This is a genomic window from Streptomyces sp. NPDC039424 (assembly GCF_055639495.1).
This window is the reverse complement of sequence record NZ_JBVKAI010000003.1, coordinates 656,462-673,121: the sequence shown is the minus strand read 5'-3', so window position 1 is coordinate 673,121 and position 16,660 is coordinate 656,462. Positions and strand designations below refer to the sequence as shown.

The 16,660-nt window shown below is 71.0% G+C and carries 17 protein-coding genes; 9 read left to right on the top strand and 8 right to left on the bottom strand.

Annotated elements, in window-relative coordinates:
- The coding region (locus ACZ7L0_RS11345; protein ID WP_471242194.1) for a hypothetical protein at nucleotides 1–201 on the top strand (201 nt) is incomplete at its 5' end.
- Nucleotides 202–381: 180 nt separating this feature from the next.
- Here the strand turns inward: ACZ7L0_RS11345 and ACZ7L0_RS11340 are convergent.
- Nucleotides 382–1,032 carry a DNA-3-methyladenine glycosylase gene (locus ACZ7L0_RS11340; protein ID WP_471242193.1) on the bottom strand — a complete coding sequence of 217 codons (651 nt, stop codon included), beginning with the start codon at nucleotides 1,030–1,032 and terminating at the stop codon, nucleotides 382–384.
- 138 nt (nucleotides 1,033–1,170) lie between these two features.
- Here ACZ7L0_RS11340 and ACZ7L0_RS11335 point away from each other — a divergent pair, with 138 nt between their 5' ends.
- The 3 genes from ACZ7L0_RS11335 to ACZ7L0_RS11325 all read left to right on the top strand — a co-directional run bounded on the left by ACZ7L0_RS11335 (nucleotide 1,171) and on the right by ACZ7L0_RS11325 (nucleotide 3,204).
- Nucleotides 1,171–1,953, top strand: a complete 783-nt coding sequence (locus ACZ7L0_RS11335; protein ID WP_471242192.1) for a sporulation protein — start codon at nucleotides 1,171–1,173, stop codon at nucleotides 1,951–1,953.
- A 50-nt stretch (nucleotides 1,954–2,003) separates the two neighbouring features.
- Nucleotides 2,004–2,543 carry a YbhB/YbcL family Raf kinase inhibitor-like protein gene (locus ACZ7L0_RS11330; RefSeq protein WP_471242191.1) on the top strand — a complete coding sequence of 180 codons (540 nt, stop codon included), beginning with the start codon at nucleotides 2,004–2,006 and terminating at the stop codon, nucleotides 2,541–2,543.
- 154 nt (nucleotides 2,544–2,697) lie between these two features.
- Nucleotides 2,698–3,204 carry an HNH endonuclease gene (locus ACZ7L0_RS11325; RefSeq protein WP_471242190.1) on the top strand — a complete coding sequence of 169 codons (507 nt, stop codon included), beginning with the start codon at nucleotides 2,698–2,700 and terminating at the stop codon, nucleotides 3,202–3,204.
- Nucleotides 3,205–3,263: 59 nt separating this feature from the next.
- Here ACZ7L0_RS11325 and ACZ7L0_RS11320 read toward each other — a convergent pair whose 3' ends face one another.
- The 3 genes from ACZ7L0_RS11320 to ACZ7L0_RS11310 form a co-directional block, all read right to left on the bottom strand.
- The gene (locus ACZ7L0_RS11320; RefSeq protein ID WP_471242189.1) at nucleotides 3,264–4,208 is read right to left on the bottom strand and encodes an SPFH domain-containing protein; all 945 of its coding nucleotides are present in this window, start codon (nucleotides 4,206–4,208) and stop codon (nucleotides 3,264–3,266) included.
- A 141-nt stretch (nucleotides 4,209–4,349) separates the two neighbouring features.
- On the bottom strand, nucleotides 4,350–4,781 hold the full coding sequence (locus ACZ7L0_RS11315; RefSeq protein ID WP_471242188.1) for an NfeD family protein: 432 nt from the start codon (nucleotides 4,779–4,781) through the stop codon (nucleotides 4,350–4,352).
- 48 nt (nucleotides 4,782–4,829) lie between these two features.
- Complete coding sequence (locus ACZ7L0_RS11310; protein WP_471242187.1) at nucleotides 4,830–5,621, bottom strand: ABC transporter ATP-binding protein; 792 nt, start codon at nucleotides 5,619–5,621, stop codon at nucleotides 4,830–4,832.
- A 148-nt stretch (nucleotides 5,622–5,769) separates the two neighbouring features.
- Here ACZ7L0_RS11310 and ACZ7L0_RS11305 point away from each other — a divergent pair, with 148 nt between their 5' ends.
- Nucleotides 5,770–6,558, top strand: coding sequence for a hypothetical protein (locus ACZ7L0_RS11305; protein ID WP_471242186.1), 789 nt, complete (start codon nucleotides 5,770–5,772; stop codon nucleotides 6,556–6,558).
- A 105-nt stretch (nucleotides 6,559–6,663) separates the two neighbouring features.
- Here the strand turns inward: ACZ7L0_RS11305 and chpE are convergent, their stop codons facing one another.
- The 3 genes from chpE to ACZ7L0_RS11290 all read right to left on the bottom strand — a co-directional run bounded on the left by chpE (nucleotide 6,664) and on the right by ACZ7L0_RS11290 (nucleotide 8,798).
- Complete coding sequence (gene chpE, locus ACZ7L0_RS11300; RefSeq protein ID WP_471242185.1) at nucleotides 6,664–6,909, bottom strand: chaplin ChpE; 246 nt, start codon at nucleotides 6,907–6,909, stop codon at nucleotides 6,664–6,666.
- Between the two features lie 112 nt (nucleotides 6,910–7,021).
- Nucleotides 7,022–7,663 (bottom strand): response regulator, encoded by a 642-nt coding sequence (locus ACZ7L0_RS11295; RefSeq protein WP_471242184.1) that lies wholly within the window; start codon nucleotides 7,661–7,663, stop codon nucleotides 7,022–7,024.
- On the bottom strand, nucleotides 7,656–8,798 hold the full coding sequence (locus ACZ7L0_RS11290) for a GAF domain-containing sensor histidine kinase (RefSeq protein ID WP_471242183.1): 1,143 nt from the start codon (nucleotides 8,796–8,798) through the stop codon (nucleotides 7,656–7,658). Before ACZ7L0_RS11290 ends, ACZ7L0_RS11295 begins: the two co-directional genes overlap by 8 nt.
- A gap of 246 nt (nucleotides 8,799–9,044) precedes the next feature.
- On the opposite strand from ACZ7L0_RS11290, the gene ACZ7L0_RS11285 reads away from it, so the two are divergent.
- From ACZ7L0_RS11285 to ACZ7L0_RS11275, 3 genes are all read left to right on the top strand, one after another.
- Nucleotides 9,045–9,740 carry an SDR family NAD(P)-dependent oxidoreductase gene (locus ACZ7L0_RS11285; protein ID WP_471242182.1) on the top strand — a complete coding sequence of 232 codons (696 nt, stop codon included), beginning with the start codon at nucleotides 9,045–9,047 and terminating at the stop codon, nucleotides 9,738–9,740.
- The gene (locus ACZ7L0_RS11280) at nucleotides 9,737–10,822 is read left to right on the top strand and encodes an S-adenosylmethionine:tRNA ribosyltransferase-isomerase (RefSeq protein WP_471242181.1); all 1,086 of its coding nucleotides are present in this window, start codon (nucleotides 9,737–9,739) and stop codon (nucleotides 10,820–10,822) included. The genes ACZ7L0_RS11285 and ACZ7L0_RS11280 overlap by 4 nt, the downstream gene beginning before the upstream one ends.
- Before the next feature lie 265 nt (nucleotides 10,823–11,087).
- Nucleotides 11,088–11,852, top strand: coding sequence for a transglycosylase SLT domain-containing protein (locus ACZ7L0_RS11275; protein ID WP_471242180.1), 765 nt, complete (start codon nucleotides 11,088–11,090; stop codon nucleotides 11,850–11,852).
- Between the two features lie 78 nt (nucleotides 11,853–11,930).
- On the opposite strand, the gene ACZ7L0_RS11270 is transcribed toward ACZ7L0_RS11275, so the two are convergent.
- Complete coding sequence (locus tag ACZ7L0_RS11270) at nucleotides 11,931–14,468, bottom strand: ABC transporter ATP-binding protein/permease (protein ID WP_471242179.1); 2,538 nt, start codon at nucleotides 14,466–14,468, stop codon at nucleotides 11,931–11,933.
- 241 nt (nucleotides 14,469–14,709) lie between these two features.
- On the opposite strand from ACZ7L0_RS11270, the gene ACZ7L0_RS11265 reads away from it, so the two are divergent.
- Nucleotides 14,710–16,485, top strand: a complete 1,776-nt coding sequence (locus tag ACZ7L0_RS11265; protein ID WP_471242178.1) for a streptophobe family protein — start codon at nucleotides 14,710–14,712, stop codon at nucleotides 16,483–16,485.
- The last annotated feature ends 175 nt before the right edge of the window (nucleotides 16,486–16,660 follow it).

Genomic DNA, 16,660 nt, shown 5'->3' with positions numbered 1-16,660 from the left:
CTGGCGTTGATTTTTGGCACGCTGTTGAGTTCTCAAGGAACGGTCGCTTCCTTTGTACTCACCCTCTCGGGCTTTCCTCCGGGCTTCCCTTCGGTGTTTCCGACTCTATCAGATCCTTTCGGCGTCCGATTCCCTGTCGGAGGGGATTGTCTGGGGCTTTTGGGCTTTCGCCTGTCGGCCTTTCGACATTCACTACGTTAGCCGATTCCCTCGGCAACTCATAATCGAGCTCCTGCGAGTTCGAATTCGGGCACGCGGGCGCGCCGAAAACGACCCCGCTGAGGGGGTGTAGCTAGGTAGTGGGTTGGCCGCTCCGGCTGCTGGCGATTGCCGTACCCGGTTCAGCGGCTCGGGCCACATTACGCACCTTGCTCCGGCGAGTCAACTTCGGCGGCGCCTGGGCGCGTGGGCGCGATAGGGGCTCACGGTCGGGTCGTCGGCGATCCAGAAGCGCCAGGGGTGGGCCTCGCCGTCACCTCCGTCGCCGGCGACTCCGGTGCGCGGGCCGTTGCGTACCTGGTCGGAGAGGGCCGGGGTGCCGGTCAGGATGCGCAGGGGGGTGTCCCCGGGGGCGCAGGCGTCGGTTCCGTCCAGGGCGCGGTCGACGCCCAGGGCCGTGGCGAGGCGGGCGGGGCCTTTGGCCAGTTCCTTGTCGTTCCGGGCCGAGAGTCGACGTTTGCGGGCCAGCTCCTCGCCCTCGATGATCTCCCCGGCGCGCAGCAGGACCGCGCTGGCCGTGCCCTCGGGACCGCACACCAGGTTCATGCAGAACCACATGCCGTAGGTGAAGTAGACGTACACGTGCCCGGGCGGACCGAACATCACCTCGTTGCGGGCCGTCCGGCCGCGGTAGGCATGGGATCCGGGGTCGTTCGGGCCGTCGTACGCCTCGACCTCCGTCAGGCGTACCGCGATGGGGCCGTCCGGTGTCGTACGTACGAGGACGCGCCCCAGGAGGTCGGGGGCGACCTCGAGGACGGGCCGGTCGAAGAACTTCCTGGGGAGGGGCGTACGGTCCGAGGGCGCGATCATGCCGTACGAGCGTAGTCCAGACGAGTGGATTCCAAGGGCTGGTCAAGGTTCCGTCCGCTTGCCAGGGTGTGGGCGCGGAACCGGTCGTAAGCGGATCGCGTTTCTAGGGATCAAGGATCCGTTCGTAAAGGGAGAGTCATGGGGTTCAAGAAGCTGCTCGCGAGCCTGGGGGCCGGCGGGGCTTCGGTCGAGACCGTGCTGGCCGAGGTCAACGTGGTGCCGGGCGGTGTCGTCCAGGGTGAGGTGCGGATCCAGGGCGGGTCCGTCAACCAGGCCATCGAAGGGCTGTCCGTGGGCCTGCAGGCGCAGGTCGAGGTGGAGAGCGGCGACGAGGAGTACAAGCAGAACATCGAGTTCGCCAAGCTGCGGCTCGGCGGGGCCTTCGAGCTCCAGGCGGGGGCCGTGCACGCGGTGCCGTTCGGGCTGGAGATCCCCTGGGAGACGCCGGTCACGACGATCGACGGTCAGACGCTGCGCGGGATGCACATCGGGGTGACCACCGAGCTGGAGATCGCTCGTGCGGTGGACTCGGGTGACCTGGACCCGATCAACGTGCACCCGCTGCCGGCGCAGAAGGCGATCCTGGACGCGTTCATCCAGCTGGGCTTCCGCTTCAAGAACGCGGACCTGGAGCGCGGGCACATCCGGGGCACGCGGCAGAAGCTGCCGTTCTACCAGGAGATCGAGTTCTACCCGCCGTCGCAGTACCGGGGTCTGAACCAGGTCGAGCTGAGCTTCGTGGCCGACGAGCACACCATGGACGTGGTGTTGGAGATGGACAAGAAGCCGGGGCTGTTCAGCGAGGGCAGCGACACCTTCCGGTCGTTCCAGGTGGGTCTGCACGACTACCAGGGGACCGACTGGGCGGCCTATCTCAACCAGTGGCTGTCCGAGGTCGGCAGCAAGCGCAACTGGTTCTAGGGTCCTAGGCTCGGAGTCACTGACTCCAGAACCGTTCAGGAGGTACCGAGGTGACCGAGCTCAAGAGGCGGCCGCTCCCCCATGACTTCCATCCGCCCGTGCCGTCGTTCACGGTGACGAGCGAGGACGTCCAGGAGGGGGCGACGCTCAAGGACGCTCAGGTGCACGCGGCCGGCAACACCTCGCCGCAGCTGCGGTGGGAGGGCTTCCCGCCCGAGACCAAGAGCTTCGCCGTGACCTGCTACGACCCCGACGCCCCTACGGGCAGCGGGTTCTGGCACTGGGTCCTGTTCGACATCCCGGCCTCGGTGACCGAGCTGCCGGCGGGTGCGGGCGGCGGCAAGTTCGAAGGGCTGCCGCAGGGCGCGGTCCACGCGCGGAACGACTACGGGACGAAGGACTTCGGCGGTGCCGCGCCGCCGCCCGGGGACGGGCCGCACCGGTACGTCTTCACGGTGTACGCGGTGGACCAGGCGAAGCTCGGTCCGGACTCCGACGCCTCGCCAGCCGCCGTCGGTTTCAACCTGCGGTTCCACACGCTCGCGCGGGCCCAGCTCATCGGGGAGTACGAAAGCCCCGGGAAGGGCTGAGCAAGCCCAGCGTTCATGGAACGTTTGCCCGCCCCTGGTCTTGGAATTGATCAGGGGCGGGCATTTTTTATTGCGTTGTCCATCTCGGCGCGCCCGTCCAGAGTTGATCCAAGCCCGCCGGGGGGTGGGCCGGTGCACATGGGAGGTGGGCTGGATGCGTGACACGCTGGTGCTGAACGCGAGCTTCGAGCCGCTGTCGACGGTGACCCTGAACCGAGCCGTCGTGCTGGTTCTCCAGGCCAAGGCCGTCGTGGAGCAGGCCCACCCCGAACTGCGCATGCGGGGTGCCGATGTGGACATACCCGCGCCCCGGGTGATCCGGCTGTGCAGGTACGTACGGGTGCCGTTCCGAAGACAAGCCCCGTGGTCGAGGCGGGGTGTTCTGGTACGCGACCGGCACCGGTGCGCGTACTGCGGCAGGCGGGCGACGACCGTGGACCACGTGGTGCCGCGGTCGCAGGGCGGGCAGGACACCTGGCTGAACACCGTGGCCTCGTGCTCGGAGGACAACCACCGCAAGGCCAACCGGACTCCGGAGCAGGCCGGTATGCCCCTGCTGCGAGAGCCGTTCGAGCCGACGCCGGCGGACGCGATGCTCTTGGCCCTGGGTGAGGAGGACCTGGGGGCGCTGCCGTCCTGGCTGGTCCAGACAGCGGCATAGACCGTACGAAGAGGGGCTCGCCTTCCGGGAAGGCGAGCCCCTCTTCGTGTGCCGGTGGGTCAGTCGATCGGTGGCTTCTCGCGGCGCTGGTCCGGGACGTTGGAGCCGTTGCCTCCTGAACCGCCGCCCAGCGGGCCGAAGTTGCCCATGGCGCCGGACAGGCCCTTGAGGGCGTCGCCGATTTCGCTGGGGACGATCCAGAGCTTGTTGGCGTCGCCTTCGGCGATCTTCGGGAGCATCTGGAGGTACTGGTAGCTGAGGAGCTTCTGGTCGGGGTCTCCGGCGTGGATCGCCTCGAAGACCGTGCGGACGGCCTGGGCCTCGCCCTCGGCGCGCAGGGCGGCGGCCTTGGCCTCACCCTCGGCGCGCAGGATCTGGGACTGCTTCTCACCCTCGGCGGTGAGGATGGCGGCCTGGCGCGTACCTTCGGCGGTGAGGATCGCGGCGCGCTTGTCGCGGTCGGCGCGCATCTGCTTCTCCATCGAGTCCTGGATGGAGGTGGGCGGTTCGATCGCCTTGAGCTCGACGCGGTTGACGCGGATGCCCCACTTGCCGGTGGCCTCGTCCAGGACGCCGCGCAGGGCCGCGTTGATCTCCTCGCGGGAGGTCAGGGTGCGCTCCAGGTCCATGCCGCCGATGATGTTGCGGAGCGTGGTGACGGTGAGCTGCTCGATGGCCTGGATGTAGCTGGCGACCTCGTAGGTGGCCGCGCGGGCGTCGGTCACCTGGTAGTAGATGACGGTGTCGATGTTCACCACCAGGTTGTCCTGGGTGATCACCGGCTGCGGCGGGAACGGGACGACCTGTTCGCGCAGGTCGATGCGGTTGCGGATGGTGTCGATGAACGGGACCACGATGTTCAGGCCCGCGTTCAGCGTCCGCGTGTAGCGGCCGAAGCGCTCGACGATGGCGGCGCTGGCCTGTGGGATGACCTGGATGGTCTTGATCAGGGCGATGAAGACCAACACCACCAGAATGATCAGGACGATGATGACCGGTTCCATCGTGATTTCCCCGTACCCTTCTCCGCTTCGGTGCCTCGGCAGAATCCTGCAGATCTTGTTGCTGTTGAAGATCTTGCTGGACGAGTCTGACAGACCCTCGCAGAACTCGTGGGTGGTTCGGTTCAGTTGAGTCCTGCGAGGTCAGATGACGATCGCGGTGGCTCCCTCGATGTCCACGACGTCCACCTCCTGGCCCACTTCGTAGGCGCGGCCGGTGTCGAGGGAACGCGCGGACCAGACCTCCCCGGCGAGCTTTATCCGGCCCCCCGAGCCGTCGACGCGCTCCAGGACGACGGCCTGTTTGCCCTTCAACGCGTCTATGCCCGTGACGAGTCGGGGGCGCTGCTTGCCGTGCCGGGCCGCGATGGGCCGTACCACGGCGATGAGGGCGACCGAGACGACGACGAAGGCGAGTACCTGAACCACGACGCCGAGGCCGAGGCCGGCGACGACCGCGGCTGCGACGGCGCCCACCGCGAGCATGCCGAACTCCGGCATCGCGGTGACCACGAGCGGGATTCCGAGCGCTGCCGCGCCGACGAGCCACCACACCCATGCGTCGATGTCGTTCACATGGTCATGGTAGGGCCGTGGTCCTGCGGCGGACAGGGCGCGAAGGGGTCAGGACAGGGGCAGGCCGTGGGCGGTCCAGCGGTCGCCGACCTGTTCGACGACGAGTGGGAGACCGAAGCAGAGGGAGAGGTTGCGGGAGGTGAGCTCGAGCTCCAGCGGGCCCGCGGCGAGGACCTTGCCCTGACGGATCATGAGGACGTGGGTGAAGCCGGGGGCGATCTCCTCGACGTGGTGGGTGACCATGATCATCGAGGGGGCGATGGGGTCGCGGGCGAGCCGGCCGAGACGGCGGACCAGGTCCTCGCGGCCACCGAGGTCGAGGCCGGCGGCGGGCTCGTCGAGGAGCAGCAGCTCGGGGTCGGTCATCAGGGCGCGGGCGATGAGGGTGCGCTTGCGCTCGCCCTCGGAGAGGGTGCCGAAGCGGCGTTCGAGGTAGTCGCTCATGCCGAGGCGGTCGAGGAAGGCCCGGGCGCGCTGATCGTCGACCTCGTCGTACTCCTCCTGCCAGCCCGCGGTCATGCCGTACGCGGCGGTCAGCACGGTCTGCAGGACGGTCTGGCTCTTGGGGAGCTTCTCCGCCATGGCGATGCCGGCCATGCCGATGCGCGGCCGCAGATCGAAGACGTCGACCTTGCCGAGGGTGTCGCCGAGGATGGTGGCGGTGCCCTTGCTGGGGAAGAGGTAGCTGGAGGCGACGTTCAGGAGGGTGGTCTTGCCGGCGCCGTTGGGGCCGAGGATGACCCAGCGCTCGCCCTCCTTGACCGACCAGGAGACCTGGTCCACCAGAGCCCGGCCCTCGCGGACCACGGATACGTCCTGAAGCTCCAGAACATCGCTCATGAGCGCGTTGTCTCCCCTTGCAGTGTGGCCGGTCTCGGCTCGCGTACGCCTGTGGCTCGGTCCGCCGCGCCAGCGGGCGCAGCCCCTACGAAATCTACGCCACCGGTGCCGCGGTCCATTCCATCGGTACGGTCCTTAGGGTGGGGGCATGCTCTCGGAACCACGTTCAGGACGCCTCGCGGCTTGGGGAAACGCCCTTTTGGCCGGACTTATCTCACCGGATGACGCCGTGCTCGCCATTGTCGGGGAGGACGCCGTGCACCGGGTGGAGGGGCTGCCGGGTGAAACGGCGCCGGTCGGACTCACGCTCGCGCTGGGGCGGCTGCGGGCGCTGGGGGTGAACGGGCTGCGGGTGGCGCTGCCGGCGCCGGGGCATCCGCTGGGGCTGAGCGGGCCGCCCGAGTTCAATGCGCGGGCGCTGGAGGCGGAGGAGGCGGTGGTCGGTCACGGCGCCGCGTTCGGGCTGGTGCCGGAGGTGTACGAGGCCGGGCCCGCCGGTGATGTGCATGTCGAGGTGGTCTGGCACGTCCTTCCCGTGCGGGAGGCGCCGCCGGCCGACGTGCCCTCGCTCGGTGAGGCCGAGCGGGAGCTGGCGGAGGCGTTGCGGGAGGCGACGGTGGTTCTCTCGCGGCTGGACGTCGCCGGGTCGGGGCCGGTGGCGGAGGCGGCGATCGACGCGTACCGGGCTCGTGCCGAGCGGGGGCGGGAGGTGCTGGCACCGGGGTATCCGCCTCGGGCGGTGCGGGTGCTGGAGTTGGCTCAGCGGGTGGGGTTGCTGGTTTCCCTCGCCTACGAGAACGGGCACGGCGGTGCGGTGAGCTCCGCCGAGATCGCGGCGCGGGCCGAGGCGCTGCGGCCTGTTGAGCGGACGGCTCGGCGGGCGCTGGTCGCGGCGTACAACTCCGTTGTGGAGGAGCGGGAGAAGGGGGTGCGGTGAGCGGGCTGGATGGTGCGGACCGGCAGGGGAAGGACACCCGTACGGCAGAAAACGGACAGGCCCCCCGGTGCACACGGGAGGCCTGGGGTCATGGTGGGCCGGGGATCAGTGGTTGATGCCCAGGTTGCCGAAGGCCGGGTTCAGGACGCCGACGACGTTCACGCTGTTGCCCACGGCGTTGACCGGGGCGTGCACCGGGGCCTGGACGAGGTTGCCCGAGACGATGCCCGGCGAGCCCTTGGCCTCGCCGCTGGCGCCTGCGCCGTTGGTGGCGGAGGCCATGCCGGCACCGGCGGCGATCAGGCCGCCGGCCACCATCGTCACGGCGGCGGCCTTCTTCAGGTTCTTCACGTTCTTCCCCTCCTTGCGATCACCACGGCGATCACCGCGGCACGCACTGGAGAACGCCGGAGACCGCCGGAGGATGCGCCGTCCGGGTGACATTCCCACGACGGTATGAATCTCAGCCCGTCACACCGTGACGTACCGCCCACAACGCCGCCTGGGTGCGGTCCGCCAGATCGAGCTTCATGAGGATGTTCGAGACGTGTGTCTTGACGGTCTTCTCGGACAGCACCAGGGCGCGGGCGATCTCACGGTTGGAGCGGCCGTCCGCTATGAGGCTCAGCACCTCGCGTTCCCGCTCGGTGAGTGAACCGCCCCTGCCCTGGCCGGAGTTGACCTCCTCCTGGGACAGCAGGGCGTCCGCGACCTCCGGCTGGAGGAGGATGTGGCCGGCGTGCACGGAGCGGATGGCTCCGGCGAGCGCGTCGGGGTCCACGTCCTTGTACACGTACCCGGCGGCGCCCGCGCGCAGGGCCGGGACGACCGTGCGCTGTTCGGTGAAGCTGGTGACGATCAGCACGCGCGCGCGGTTGTCGAGCTCGCGCAGTCTGCGCAGGGCGTCGATGCCGTCCATGCCCGGCATCTTGATGTCCATGAGGACGATGTCGGGCCGCAGCTCCTCGGCGCGGGCGACTCCCTCGGCGCCGTCGGCCGCCTCGCCGACGACCTGGATGTCGTCCTGCACCTCCAGGAAGGTGCGCAGGCCCCGGCGGACGACCTGGTGGTCGTCCACGAGCAGCACCTTGATTGCGTCAGCCACCGGGGACCTCCAACTCGATCGTGGTGCCCTTGCCGGGCGCCGCTTCCACGGTCAGCCTGCCGCCGGCCCCGCTGGCCCGGTCCCGCATGGAGACGAGGCCCAGGTGGCGGCCCGCGCGGCGGACCGACTGCGGGTCGAAGCCGAGGCCGTCGTCGGTGACGCGCAGGACGGCCCCGCAGCCGTGCCGGTCCACGGTCACGTCGACGTGCTCGGCCCCGGAGTGCCGCAGGGCGTTGTGCAGCGCCTCCTGGGCGACGCGCAGCATGGCCTCCTCCTGGGCGGCGGGCAGGGCGCGGAAGCTGCGGGCGGTGAACGTCACCCGGGCGCTGTGGGCGCGGTCGAGGACCTGTATCTGGGTGCGCAGGGTGGCGACCAGGCCGTCCTCGTCGAGGGCGGTGGGGCGCAACTCCACCACGGCGGCGCGCAGTTCGTCGGCGGCCTCGGCGGCGAGCGCTGCGACCTGCTGCAGTTCGCCCTTGGCGCGGTCCGGTTCGCGGTCGACCAGCGCGGCCGCCGCCTGGGCGGTCAGGCGCAGGGAGAACAGCTTCTGGCTGACCGCGTCGTGCAGTTCGTGCGCGAGGCGGGAGCGTTCCTCGGCGATGGTCAGCTCACGGCTGCGTTCGTAGAGGCGGGCGTTGGTGAGGGCGATCGCGGCGTGCTGGGCGAGGATGGCGAGCAGTTCCTCGTCCTCCTCGGTGAAGCCGCAACCACCCTGCTCAGGGCGTAGCTTGTTGGCCAGGAACAGGGCGCCGATGACCTCGTCGCCGTCCCTGATCGGCAGGCCGAGGAAGTCGGACATCTCGGGGTGCGCGGACGGCCAGCCCTCGAAGCGCGGGTCCTTGCGGACATCGGCGAGGCGCTCGGGCCGGGCCTCGTGCAGCATCGCGGCGAGGATGCCGTGCTGGCGCGGGAGCGGGCCGATGGCCTTCCACTGCGCGTCGCTGACGCCGTCGACCACGAACTGGGCGAAGCCACCGTGGTCGTCCGGGACACCGAGGGCGGCGTACTGCGCTCCGAGCAGCTCGCGGGCCGAGGCGACGATCGTCTTGAGGACGTCCCGCACCTCGAGGTGTCTGCTCATGGCCAGCAGCGCGGAGCTCACCGCGGCGAGGCCTGACCTGGGGCCTTGACTCATGACCTCACGGTACCGGCGGGGTGTGACAGTGCGGATGGGACCGGTGGCGGCATCGGCCGGTCCGCTGGACCTAGGTCCGGGGTCGTAGGGCGAGGGCCTGGGGCGGGGGGCGGGGTCCCGGCCGGGGGGCGTAGGGCGAAGGGCCCCGCCGGTTTGCGGCCCGCGTCCGAGGCGGGGCGGGTGGTCGCGTTCCTACGTTGGGGTCACCGCAGAGCTGGGGCGGTCCACGACGAGGGGACGGTTGTCATGCCGGTAGCGATCATCACGGGGGCCTCGAAGGGGCTGGGGCGGGCGCTCGCCGAGGCGCTGGCCGCGCGGGGCTGGGATCTGGTGCTGGACGCCCGGGGGGCCGGGGCGCTCGCGGAGGCGGCGGAGGCCGTCGCCGGGTACGGCACGCGTGTGGTGGCGCCGGCGGGGGACGTCACGGACGCCGGGCACCGGGCCGGGCTGGTCGCGGCGGCTGCCGGGCTGGGCGGCGTCGACCTGCTGGTGAGCAACGCGAGCGCGCTGGGCGCCGAGCCGCTGGTCCGGCTGGCGGAGCTGCCGCTGGAGGGGCTGCGGCGGGCCCTGGAGGTGAACGTGGTCGCCGCGCTGGGCCTGGTCCGGGAGGCGCTGCCGTTGCTGCGGGAGTCGGCGGCGGGCACGGTGGTCACGGTCAGTTCGGACGCCGCCGCCGAGGCGTACGGGACATGGGGCGGCTACGGGGCGTCGAAGGCGGCGCTGGACCAGCTCGCGGCGGTGCTCGGCGAGGAGGAGCCGGGGCTGCGGGTGTGGGCGGTCGATCCCGGGGACATGGCGACGGACCTGTACGCGGCGGCCGTACCAGACGACGACGATCCGCGGCCCGCGCCGGCCGGTGTGGTGCCGGCCTTCCTGCGGCTGCTGGACGAGCGGCCGGCGAGCGGGCGCTACAGCGCCCCGGCGCTGCTGGAGGGGCGATGAGCACGGCACTGCGGGTCCCCGGGGAGCTGTCGGCGCGGGAGCCGGCCGAGCAGCGCGGGCCGGGGCTGGACCGGGATGCCGTACGGCTGCTGGTGTCGCGGGGCACCGAGGTGTCGCACCACGTGTTCGCGGACCTGCCCCGGCTGCTGCGGGCCGGGGACCTGCTCGTGGTGAACACCTCGCCCACGCTGGCCGCCGCGGTGGACGGGCGGATCGGGCACGCGCGCGTGGTGGTGCACTTCTCCACGCGCGGGGACGACGGCCGGTGGGCGGTGGAGCTGCGGGAGCCGGAGAGCCGGGGCACCACGCGTGCGCGTGCGGGCGGGCCCGCGGGGACGGAGGTGCGGCTGCCCGGGGGTGGGCGGCTGGTCCTGGAGGAGCCGCTGAGCGAGCGCGGCGAGCGGCTGTGGTGGGCCCGGGTGTGCGAGGCGGAGGTGCTCGGGCTGCTGCGGGAGCACGGGAGGCCCATTCGGTACTCCTATACGGAGCGGGACCAGCCGCTGTCCGCGTACCAGACGGTGTTCGCGCTGCCGTCGGCCGACGGGGCCGGCAGTGCGGAGATGCCGAGTGCCGCGCGGCCCTTCACCGCGCGGCTGGTGACGGAGCTGGTGAGCCGGGGCGTGCGGTTCGCCCCGGTCACGCTGCACACGGGGGTGGCGTCGGCGGAGGTGCGCGAGCCGCCGTATCCGGAGCGGTTCGCGGTGCCGGAGGCGTCGGCTCGGTCGATCAACGCGGTCAGGGGCGGTGAGGGGCGCGTGATCGCGGTGGGGACCACGGCGGTGCGGGCGGTGGAGTCGGCGGCCGGTGCGGACGGGGTGGTGCGGGCGGCCCGGGGGTGGACGGATCTGGTGGTCACGCCCGAGCGCGGGGTGCGGGTCGTCGAGGGGCTGCTGACCGGGCTGCACGAGCCGGAGGCCTCGCATCTGCTGATGCTGGAGGCGGTCGCCGGGCGGGCGGCGGTCGACCGGGGGTACGAGGAGGCTCTGCGCGGGCGCTACCTGTGGCACGAGTTCGGGGACGTACATCTCCTCCTCCCGCAGGAGCCTCCTCACGCTGAGCATTGCTCCCGCAACCAGTGGTGAGGATGCTGTGGGGGCCGTGTGAGCCCGCACATAGGGCGCAGGTCACGTACGAAGGGGATTAGGAGATAAGGCCGCCCTGGCGAGCGGGACAGATGGTCCAGTCTGTCCCGTTTTGCCCTTCCCTGATCCACTATCCAGGGTCGTACGTCACACCTTTGCCTGGCCATTTTGCGGCCGCTAAGAATGGCTGCGTCGCTCAGCGTCGTGGGAGTCCCCCGACAGTTGGAGAGCGACCTCCGCGCTATTCGAAGAGGTCTATTCACCCATGCCCAAGAACCTTCGCGTCCGTCGTCTCAGTCCGGCCCTGACCGCCCGTCGCAAGATCGCGATCGCCGGTGTCTCCACCCTCGGCGTCGCGGCCCTCGCCCTCTCGGCCGTACCGAGCAGCGCCGACACGATCACCACGGGTGCCCCTTCGGCCGCCTCGCAGGTGGTCTACAGCGCCCAGCGGATCCAGAACGTCAAGGGCACCGTCACCGACCAGCTCGCCACCGACGCCGTGAAGGTCGAGGCCATCGCGGCGAAGAAGGCCGCGGCGAACGCGGCGGCGAAGAAGGCGGCCGAGGCCGCCGCGAAGAAGGCCGCCGCCGCTGCCGCCGCCAAGAAGGCCGCCCAGCAGCGCGTCGCCAAGGCGCGCGCCGTGCAGGCGGTCGCCGCCAGCCGGTCCGCCCACCGCGCCGCCGTCAAGCCGGCCGCCGCGAAGAGCTACGCCAACAACCTGGACGGCTGGATCCGCCAGTCCCTGGACATCATGAAGTCCAAGGGCATCCCGGGCTCCTACAACGGTCTGCACCGCAACATCATGCGGGAGTCCTCCGGCAACCCCCAGGCCATCAACAACTGGGACATCAACGCGATCAACGGCATCCCGTCGAAGGGCCTGCTGCAGGTCATCCCGCCGACCTTCGCCGCGTACCACGTGGCCGGCACGTCGTGGAACATCTACGACCCGGTCGCCAACATCACCGCCGCCGCCAATTACGCGGCCGACCGGTACGGCTCGATCGACAACGTCAACAGCGCGTACTGAGGTCGGCGCGGACCTCTTCGGAACGTGTGAGGGCGGCACCCCGTTGCGGGGTGCCGCCCTGCGTCGTCGTACCGGCGCCTACTTGCGCATGACCTCGGGCTCGTGGCGGCGCAGGAAGCGGGCCACGAGGAAGCCGCAGATCACGCCGAGGACGATCAGCGCCACCATGTCCATGCCCCAGGCCGAGGCCTGGTGGTCCCAGAGCGGGTCGGTGTTGGTCGGGTCGTCGGCGTTCGGGGCGATGTTGTTGAAGTCCAGCGTGCTGCCGGCGGCGCCCACCGCCCAGCGGGACGGCATCAGGTACGAGAGCTGGTTGACGCCGACGGCGCCGTTCAGGGTGAACAGGCAGCCGGTGAACACGACCTGGATGATCGCGAACATGACCAGCAGTGGCATGGTCTTCTCGGCGGTCTTCACCAGCGAGGAGATGACCAGGCCGAACATCATCGAGGTGAAGCCCAGCGCCATGATCGGCAGGCACAGCTCGAACAGGGTCGCGTTGCCCAGGATCAGGCCCTTGTCCGGGATCTCCCGGCTGGAGAAGCCGATCACGCCGACCATCAGGCCCTGCAGCACGGTGACCGCGCCGAGGACGACCACCTTGGACATCAGGTACGCCGAGCGGGACAGGCCGGTGGCGCGCTCCCGCTCGTAGATGACCCGTTCCTTGATCAGCTCGCGTACGGAGTTCGCGGCGCCCGCGAAGCACGCGCCGACCGCGAGGATCAGCAGGACCGTGGTCGCCGTGCCGTTCGGGACGGGCACGCCGGTCTTCGGGTTCACCGGGTTGACCAGCAGGCCCTTGTCCGAGTCGATGAGCAGGCTGACCGCGCCGAGCACCGCCGGCAGGATCACCGTCAGCGCCAGGAAGCCCTTGTCGGAGGCTATGACCGCCACGTACCGCCGGATCAGGGTGAGCAGCTGCGAGCCCCAGCCCTGCGGCTTGGGCGGCTTCATCGCCTGCGGCGGAGGCATGGGTACGGACTGCGGGGCGACGGCGTCGATGTCCGCGGCGTACATCTGGTAGTGCTGCGAGCCCTTCCAGCGGCCCGCCCAGTCGTAGTCGCGGTAGTTCTCGAAGGCGGAGAAGACGTCGGCCCAGGTGTCGTAGCCGAAGAAGTTCAGTGCCTCCTCGGGCGGGCCGAAGTAGGCGACCGCGCCGCCCGGCGCCATCACCAGCAGCTTGTCGCACAGCGCCAGCTCGGCCACGGAGTGGGTGACGACGAGGACCGTACGGCCGTCGTCGGCGAGGCCGCGCAGCAACTGCATGACATCGCGGTCCATGCCCGGGTCGAGGCCGGAGGTCGGCTCGTCCAGGAAGATCAGGGACGGCTTGGTGAGCAGCTCCAGGGCCACCGAGACGCGCTTGCGCTGGCCACCGGAGAGGGAGGTGACCTTCTTGTCCTTGTGGATGTCCAGCTTCAGCTCGCGCAGCACCTCGTCGATGCGGGCGTTGCGCTCGGCGGCCGTGGTGTCGGCCGGGAAGCGGAGCTTGGCCGCGTACTTGAGGGCCTTCTTGACGCTCAGTTCCTTGTGCAGGATGTCGTCCTGCGGGACCAGGCCGATGCGCTGGCGCAGCTCGGCGAACTGCTTGTACAGGTTCCGGTTGTCGTAGAGGACCTCGCCCTCGTTGGCGGGCCGGTAGCCGGTGAGCGCCTTCAGCAGGGTCGACTTGCCGGAGCCGGACGGGCCGATGACCGCGATCAGCGACTTCTCCGGGACACCGAAGGAGACGTCCTTCAGGATCTGCTTGCCGCCGTCGACCGTGACGGTCAGATGGCGGGCGGAGAAGGACACCTCACCGGTGTCGACGAACTCCTCGAGGCGGTCGCCGACCAGCCGGAAGGTGGAGTGGCCGACGCCGACGATGTCGTTCGGGCCGAGCACCGCCGAACCGCCCTTGGCGATCGGCTGGCCGTTGACGTACGTGCCGTTGTGCGAGCCCAGGTCGCGGATCTCGAAACGGCCGTCGGGCGTGGCGTGGAACTCCGCGTGGTTGCGGGAGACCTGGAGGTCGGAGACGACCAGGTCGTTCTCCAGGGCACGGCCGATGCGCATCACGCGGCCGAGGGAGAACTGGTGGAACGTGGTCGGGCTGCGGTCGCCGTAGACCGGCGGCGCCCCCGCGCCACCACCGGGCACCTTCTGCACGTAACTCTCGGCCGGAGCGCTCTGCTGCTGCGGAATCTGCTGCGGACTCGGCGCGGCCTGCTGCGGCGGCTGCCAGTCGGCCTGCGGCTGTGCGACCGGCGGCTGCGGTGCCTGCTGGGCCCAGCCGGCGCCGGCGCCCTGGGCGGCGTACGGCTGCTGCTGGGGCTGCGCTACGGCGCCGGTGAGATTCAGACGCGGGCCGTCGGTCGCGTTGCCGAGGTGCACCGCCGAGCCGGGGCCGATCTCCATCTGGTGGATCCGCTGGCCCTGCACGAACGTGCCGTTGGTGCTGCCGTGGTCCTCGATGACCCAACTGCGGCCGTTGAAGCCGACCGTGGCGTGCCGCCAGGAGACCCTGGCGTCGTCGAACACGATGTCCCCCTGCGGATCGCGTCCGAGGGTGTAGGACCTGGACGCATCGAGCGTCCAGGTCCGTCCGTTTGATTCCAGTACGAGTTCCGGCACTCCATGCCCCACTGAGTAGTCCCCCGAGTTACCCCCATCACAGGGAGTCTAGGGATGTCGAACATCGTCGGGAACTATTTCAGGCTCCGCCCTCTGACCGAAAGTCGGGCCTTGCGAAGAAGCGCTTGCGAGCGCTTCAACTCATCCCGTTGACGGGGTTGAAACCGGACCGGAGAGTGGTAATCCCCCGCGAGGGGGGCATGCGCGGCGGCCGGCCGCGCCGCGGATCGGGGGGTCTGCCATGAGCGCTGCCACGGAAGTCGGGACCGCGCGGCACGGTACGGGGTTGCCGTGGGGGGACATCCTGCTGTCGGCGATCGCCGCCGTCAGCTGGGCGTTGATAGGGATGGCGGGGACGGCCGCGCTCGGTCTGCACCTGCTGCGGGCGGACACGGCGGGCTCACTGGGCCCGATGACCGCGGCTGTCGTGGCGCTGGGGGCCGGTGGTTCGGTCTCGCCGTCCGGCGACATGTCCGCATTCGGCCTGAAAGGCGCCGAGGCGCACACGGCCATCGAGATCACGCCACTCGGGGTGAGCCTGGTCGGGGCCCTGCTGTTGTCATGGTTCTTCCTACGGTCCCTGCGCACGGCCGGAGTCGTGATCGCCCCGGCCGAACTCCTCGCGCGCGCGGGCACCGTGGTGGCGCTGTTCGTGGCGATGCTGAGCGGGCTGGTCTGGGCGGGGCACGACGTCATCACGATCGACGGCGGCTCGCTCGGGCTCGACGACCTGCCCGGCGGGGGCGGGAGCGGGGGCGGCGGGGTGGACGTCCCCGGCCTCGGCGACCTCGGGGACATCGGGGGGCTGCTGCCCGACCGGGTCGGCGATCTGATCGACGCCAAGGCGGCGGTCGGGTTCACCGTCGACACGGCGCCCACCCTGCTCGGCGGTCTCGGCTGGTCCGTGGGAGTCCTGCTGATCGCCCTCCTCGCCTCGCGCCGTACTCCGTTGCCGCGCGGCTGGGAGGCGGTGCACCAGGTGGTTCGGCCGGCGGCCTCGGCGCTCGTCACCGTGCTGCTCGTCGCCGTGGCGGCGGGCCTCGCGGCGGCGGCGTACGCGGCGATCGGCGACGACCACCCCGCGCGTATCGCGGGCGCGGCCCTCCTCGGCGCGCCGAACGGCGTGTGGCTCGGTGTCCCGCTCGGCCTGCTGGTGCCGTGGGACGGCAGGGCGACCGGCGTGCTGGTCAACGTTTTGCCCGACCCCCTGGACAAGCTGCTGAACGGGCGGTCGGACCAGCCGGTGACGCTCGGGCGCCTCGCCGATCTGGACGGGCGGGTCTGGCTGCTCGGGGTCGCGGCGGCGGTGATGATGCTGCTGGCGGGGGTGCTGACCGCGGTGCGTACCCCGCCGGGGGCCGGGGCGGGCGCGGCGGGTTTCGCGGGCCGGTGTGCGCTGCGGCTCGGGGTGGCCACCGCGCTGACCCTGCCATTGCTCGCCTGGCTGGCCGACGTCTCCGTGAACGCCTCGCTGTCCGTGCTCGGCTTCGACGCGTTCGGCGCCGGGATCGAGCTGCACGGTCATCTGGGCATGGCCCTGCTCCTCGGGGCCGCGTGGGGCGCGGGGGCCGGGGTGGCGGGGGCGCTGCTGGCGTGGGCCTTCGGGGCGGCGGGGCGCGGGGCGGCCCGGCTGGCACTGGGTGACGTGGGAGGTGGGGCGGGGTCCGGCCCCGGGCGCCCGGGCGACCCGGAGTACGCGGGGCCGGGCGGGCGGACGGGTCCCTACGCACCCGGCACGCCGTACCGTCCCCCGAACCCCGCCACCAATCCGTACCTGCGGCTGCCGGAGGAGTTGCGGGAGGACCCGCGAGAGCCGGAGGACTCCGGTCCACGGCCGTCCCGGGACGTCTACGGGGCCCCGACCATGTCCCGCCCGATCGGCCCGCCTCCCCGCGCACCCCGAGGACGTCCCGCGCCGGGCTCACGGGCCGCGGTACCGGAACCGCCCGACGAGGGACCACCGCCACCACCGCCGCCACCTCCGCTGCCGCCGGGGAGACCGGCAGGAGGGCGGTGAGACGGCTGACGCGAGCACGGGAACGCCTCGGGGCTCGCGAACCGGGTGCCGGACCCCCCGGCAACGGACCGCCGCCACCCCCACCGCTCGGGAAGCCGAAGGACACCCGAGCCGCAGTGATCGCGAGCACCGCGTGATGCGCGGCCGGGTAGTCGTGGTTCGTTCGTCGGGATCC